Annotated in this window: 4 protein-coding genes and 1 pseudogene; 1 reads left to right on the top strand and 4 read right to left on the bottom strand. The window is 63.8% G+C overall.

Going from position 1 to position 5,501, the window contains the following annotated elements; genetic code table 11:
- The 4 genes and pseudogenes from QOC69_RS02290 to QOC69_RS02275 all read right to left on the bottom strand — a co-directional run.
- Nucleotides 1-244 (bottom strand): annotated as a pseudogene (locus tag QOC69_RS02290) (hypothetical protein); the annotation flags it as partial.
- Between the two features lie 119 nt (nt 245-363).
- Nucleotides 364-2,019, bottom strand: a complete 1,656-nt coding sequence (gene fadD12, locus QOC69_RS02285) for an acyl-CoA ligase FadD12 (RefSeq protein WP_526435942.1) — start codon at nt 2,017-2,019, stop codon at nt 364-366.
- Nucleotides 2,020-2,023: 4 nt separating this feature from the next.
- Nucleotides 2,024-2,851, bottom strand: coding sequence for a lysophospholipid acyltransferase family protein (locus QOC69_RS02280; RefSeq protein WP_526435944.1), 828 nt, complete (start codon nt 2,849-2,851; stop codon nt 2,024-2,026).
- A gap of 82 nt (nt 2,852-2,933) precedes the next feature.
- On the bottom strand, nt 2,934-4,361 hold the full coding sequence (locus QOC69_RS02275; protein WP_526435940.1) for a WS/DGAT/MGAT family O-acyltransferase: 1,428 nt from the start codon (nt 4,359-4,361) through the stop codon (nt 2,934-2,936).
- A 161-nt stretch (nt 4,362-4,522) separates the two neighbouring features.
- Here QOC69_RS02275 and QOC69_RS02270 point away from each other — a divergent pair.
- A partial coding sequence (locus tag QOC69_RS02270) for an amidohydrolase family protein (RefSeq protein WP_526435938.1) occupies nt 4,523-5,501 on the top strand: 979 nt, incomplete at its 3' end.

Here is a 5,501-nt window from a genome sequence, read left to right as displayed (position 1 = left end):
CGGTGATCCACCCCCACCCGTGGTCGTAGCGCAGGCGTTGCCAGCGGCGTGCTGCCTGCACCGCCTCCCGTTCCTGCTCTGGGGTACCCGATGCGAAGTAGGACACCCGGTCGCTGCCGGACCCCCATGTGCTGGCCGCCGCGCGGGCCGGCTCGGCGTGGGCGGCCAGGAACTGGTGGGCTGATTGGGTGAAGGCTTGCGGACTCGTCGTGTCGGGGCGCAACTGCGCAGCCGTGTCGGGCATCCCTACCGTCCTTCATCGTCGAACAAACGGAAAATCGTCGGTGTCCCCGCAGCTCCGATCCACCGACTATACATGTATAGCTCAGCGGTGGTCCTCGCCTTTTCGGCGGTTAGACCGGACTACTGGGGCTGGCCGTTGTCGCGCGCGCGTTGCGCCAGTTCTCGTCGCAGAATCTTGCCGGTGTTCGTCCGTGGGAGCTCTGCCAGGGTCAAGATCTCCCGCGGGACTTTGTAATTCGCAAGGTGCTCGCGTACGTGCTGCTTGAGCACCTCGGAGTCTGCACGGGCGTCCTTTTGGAGAACGACGAATCCCACCAGCCGTTGCCCGAACTTATTGTCGTCGACACCGATGACGGAGACATCGACCACATGCGGATGGGTGAGGAGCACCTTTTCCACCTCGATGGGGTAGACGTTCTCCCCGCCCGAGACGATCATCTCGTCATCGCGGCCCACTACGAAGAGCCGGCCGGTCTCGTCGATGTAGCCCAAGTCGCCGGAGGCCATGTAGCCCTGGTGGAACTCCTTGGTCGTTCCCGAGGTGTAGGAGTCAAAGTGCGACGCGCTGCGCGCGAAGATCTGACCGACCTGTCCGGCGGGCACTTCTCGCCGTTGATCGTCAAGGATTCGAACGTGCACCCCCGCAACAGGTTTACCCGCGGTGTCGGGTGCTGACCGCAGATCGTCCGGGGTCGCCGTGGCGATCATGCCCACCTCAGTGGCGTTGTAATTGTTGTAGATGACGTCACCGAATTCGTCCATGAAACCGATGACCGCATCGGCACGCATTCGGGAACCGGAGGCGCTCACGAAGCGCAGCGATCGACCACTGTATCGACGGCGAACCTCCTCAGGCAGATCCATGATCCGCTCGATCATCACCGGTACCACACCCAGTCCGGTCGCGCGGTGACGATCGACGAGGGTCAGGGTCACTTCGGGGTCGAACTTGCGCCGCAGAATCAGGGTGCACGACAACAGAGTTCCCAGCGCTAACTGGCCGTAGCCCCAAGCGTGAAACATCGGAGCCGCCACGACGGTGGTTTCTTCCGCCCGCCATGGAACCCTGGACAGCACGGCGGTCAACTCCGCCGGGCCACCACCGGAGGATCGTCGAGCGCCCTTGGGTGTTCCGGTTGTGCCCGACGTCAGCAGAATCAGCTTGCCCCTGCGGCCCGCCGGATGCGGCTGCCGAGCGTTGTATTCGTCGATGAGCTTGTCCACGGTGAGGCCGAGATCGCCGCCGTCGTTCCAGGCGACGATACGGATCGTGTCGGGCTTGTCGGCTACGGCACGGTCGACGCTGTCGGTGAACTCGTGGTCGTAGATGATGACGTTCGGGCCCTCACGATCGACGACGTCGGCCAGGGCGGGACCCGCGAATGACGTGTTCAGTAAGAGCACGTCGGCCCCGATGCGATTCGCCGCGGCCATGGCCGAGACGAATCCCCGGTGGTTACGGCACATGATGGCCACCATCTGTGGGGGCCCGCCAGAGAGCTGCTGCAGTGCGGTCGCCAACGCATTGGCCCGGTCGTCGACGTCACGGAAACTCAGCGCGCCGAGTTCGTCGATCAGTGCCGTCCGGTCCGGGCAGCGCCGTGCCGACATCGCGATGCCGACTGTGCTCGTCGGCCCCTCGCGGCGAGCGGCCGCGGCGATGCGGACGTACTTGTCGGGTCGCATCCCCACCAATACGCCCACTCGCCGAAACGTGCTCAAGGCATCCCAAGTGGGGCCGAAGCGTTGTCGCAGAGCAGATTTCACCCCGGTCATGTCGTCACCCCACTACCGGAAGCCGCCGTCGCGCGGCCAATCCGGTCAACGCGGCCTGCATCACGCCGCGCACGTGGGCATCCACCTCGGAAAGATCCGGGTCCTTGCCGAAGGTTTTGACGACGTCGATCGGAGCGAGGACCTCGGTGACGATCTTGGTGGGTAGTGGCAGATTGAAGGGCAGTACCAACAGGCTCGCTCCGAACGGAACACCGAAGGTTATCGGTAGGGCGTCGAGTCTGAGCAGCCGTTTGAGCCCGAGCCGGCGCGCCAGCCATCGTCCACGGGTCAGATAGATCTGATTCTCCTGTCCGCCAATGGATACGATGGGGACGATCGGCACGCCGGCCCCCAAGGCCGTCTTGACATACCCGGTGCGACCGCCGAAATCGATGACGTTCGCCGAACTCGTCGGGCGGTAGGCGTCATAGTCGCCGCCCGGGAAGACGATGAGTGCCGCGCCGGACTTGAGCGCCTGGTCTGCGTTGTCGCGGCTGGCGCGCAGAAGGCCGATGCGCATCAGGACGTCTGCCTGCGGTCCTTTGAACAACACATCGTGCCCGAGGCTGTACAACCTTCTGTCGTAACCGAAGTGCTCGAAGAACTCGGTAGCGAAGACGGGTATGTCCATCGTGAAGATGCCACCCGAATGGTTGCCGACGACAAGGCAGCCGCCGGGGGGGATCCGCTCGAGCCCGTGAACTTCGGAGCGAAACCAGCCCTTGGTAAGCGGGCGCACCATTGCGACGAAGCGCCGCACGAATGCCGGATCCCAGTCGCCGGTGAAGTCGCCGGACGTCTGGGACGAACCCGGTCCGCCGTTTGTCGTCATCATGGACCTCCAATCGGTGTGACGTTGTGTGGCAGGCTTTCCCGCCACCGCGAGTGCGTGTCGCTGAGTCCGGCATCGTCGCCTATATGAGGACGCTGGCTTGCGCCAACGCCGTACTTACCGGTGTGGGTTGGCCTGGGAAACCGGTAGCCGCCCAGATCTCGGCGAACTCGCGCAGTAGGGCATCAGTGGCCTGGTGTGCGTCGTCCAGTGTCTGATGGTCGGTGAGAACCGCCACGTTGAGTTGATCGACGTAGCTCCACACCGTGACGTTCATGCCGCAACCGGGCTGCAGCGGACCCACCGAATACAGTTCGCTGATCGGTGCTGAGCCTATGTGGCCGGGTTGGCGTGGTCCGGCCACGTTGGAGAAGGACAGGTTGTACAGCCGGTTTCTATCGCGGTTCGCCAACCAGCGGTACGCACCCGGCGCGACCGGCGGCGGTAGGTAGTTGATCCACCGGCCCAGCAGATCGGGCCCCATGACCGCATTGGTCTCCTTGGCGTCGCGGGCGGCCATCGATACCAGTCGCAAGCGCTGAAGTGGATCCGCGATGTTCACCGGCAGCGTCACGAACAGACCCGCCAGAGCGTTGCCGCTGATCCGCTCCGGCGACGGATCGGTGTTGAATGCCACCGAGGCGATGAGCGGTTGATCGGACCGACCATCGCGTCGTGCCAGCAGTTCGCGTAAGGCACCTGAGGCGATGGCGAGCACCACGTCGTTGATCGTGACTCCGAAGTGCTTGCTGGTCTGCTTGACCTCGGCCAGTGACATCGTCGCGGTGGCGAACCGCCGCCCAGGATCGACGACATGGTTGAGGAACGTTCGCGGCGGTGACTGCTGGCTGGGAAACTCGTTCGGCTTCAGTTGATCCCGTGTGCGCCGCCGAAGCCGCCGGACACCCGATACGGTATCGCCGACGACCTTGGGCAACCGCTTGAGTTGGGTGAGGTGATCTCGGCCAGCTGCGCGCAGGAGTTCCGTCGAAGACGGCGCCGCAGAGCGACCCGTCAGCTCCGCCTGCGGGTTCCACGTGAGGTCGACCGCGCGAGCCAGGAGATTGGCCGCCGCGACACCGTCGGCGAGTGCGTGATGCACCTTTGTGACGATGGCGACGCGGTTGTCCACCACCCCATCGACGAAGTACATCTCCCACAGCGGCCGGGAGTGGTCCAGCGGTGCTCTCGCAATCTCGCCGATCAGATCGTCGAGTTCTCGCCGGCCACCCGGATGGGGCAGCACTGCTCGCCGCACGTGGTAATCGATGTCAACGTCGCAGTCCTCCAACCACATGGGATGGTGGATCTTGAGCGGGATGTCGACCAGTTGATAGCGCAGTGGGTCCAGCGCCGGCAGCCGGTTCGCGACGACGCGGCGAAACGCCTCGAACGTGAACTTCTCGCCCAGCGTGGACGTGTCGACGAGAACGATCTTCATGGTGTGCGTGGGCACATTCGCCGTGTCGCTGTAGATGAAGGTGGCGTCCCACCCGCCGAGTCTCTTCACTGTGGCCCATCGCCTTATCACCGATATAAATCGTGTATTTCGGGGTTTTCGCTCGCATTTATGGCCCGCGCCACAAATGTACTATACATGTATAGTTACTCTTGACTCCATCCATCACGGGTCGACTTGCAGCGCTTGGCCCGGCACGCAACGGAGGAACGATGGCGAAGATCTGGGCGAACTCGGCCGACTCACACGTCCTGGAGCCCGACGATCTGTGGCTGCAAAGACTGCCCAAGCGACTGGCCGACCGCGCCCCCCGTGCCGAACGGGGCGACAAATACGAGATCCTCTACATCGACGGCAAGCAGATCAATCGGCAACTCAACGACTTCATGGACGCGATCCGTCCGCCGGGCGCCCGAGACTTGGACATCCGGCTCAAGGACCTCGATCAGGAGGGAGTCTGGGCCCAGTTAGCCTTCCCCTCCATGGGATTCTGGACCGTCGAGATCACCGATGCCGAGTTGGCACGCGAGGTGGTGCGGGCGTGGAATGACTGGGCCTACGAGGACATCCTGCAACGCAATGACCGCATCTTCACCCCGGCGATCGTGCCGCTGGTCGACGTGACCGACGCGGTCGACGAACTCGAACGCGCGGTGGAGATGGGATTCCAGACCGTGTTCCTGCCCTGCGGCACCAGACCGGGCGAAGAATGGGGCTTGGAGAAGTGGGAACCGTTGTGGGCGGCTGCAGAACGCAACGGCACGGTGCTGTCCTTTCACATCGGTACCGGCGGTGAGAACGTCGTCTACCGCGGGCCCGGCGGTGCGGTGGTCAACTACATGGAGACCACCTACCCCGGAATGCGGGTGGTGTCTCACATGGTCGCCGGCGGCGCGCTCGACCGTCACCCGGACCTGAAAATTCTGATCGCCGAGGGCGGTGCGGCTTGGGTGCCCGCGATCGGGGACCGGATGGATGAAGCATATCGACAACACGGAATGTTCGTGCGGCCCAAGCTGTCTCGTCTACCCAGCGAGATCGTCCGCCACCAGGTGTATGCCTCGTTCCAGCACGACATCAGCGGTGTGCAGATCATCGAGGGCACCAACTACCGCAACGTGTGCTGGGGTGATGACTACCCGCACCTGGAGGGCACTTACGGGCATACCCAGGAAACCCTGCGCACGCTGT

The sequence above is a fragment of the Mycobacterium sp. genome (assembly GCF_032162105.1).
In the GTDB taxonomy this organism is placed as follows: domain Bacteria; phylum Actinomycetota; class Actinomycetes; order Mycobacteriales; family Mycobacteriaceae; genus Mycobacterium.
The sequence above is the reverse complement of the archived record's forward strand: the minus strand, read 5'-3'. Positions and strand labels throughout refer to the sequence as shown.

Coding starts and splice junctions, on each gene's coding strand:
- fadD12 (WP_526435942.1), bottom strand. CDS start 2,019: ATGACCGGGGTGAAATCTGCTCTGCGACAACGCTTCGGCCCCACTTGG.
- QOC69_RS02280 (WP_526435944.1), bottom strand. CDS start 2,851: ATGACGACAAACGGCGGACCGGGTTCGTCCCAGACGTCCGGCGACTTC.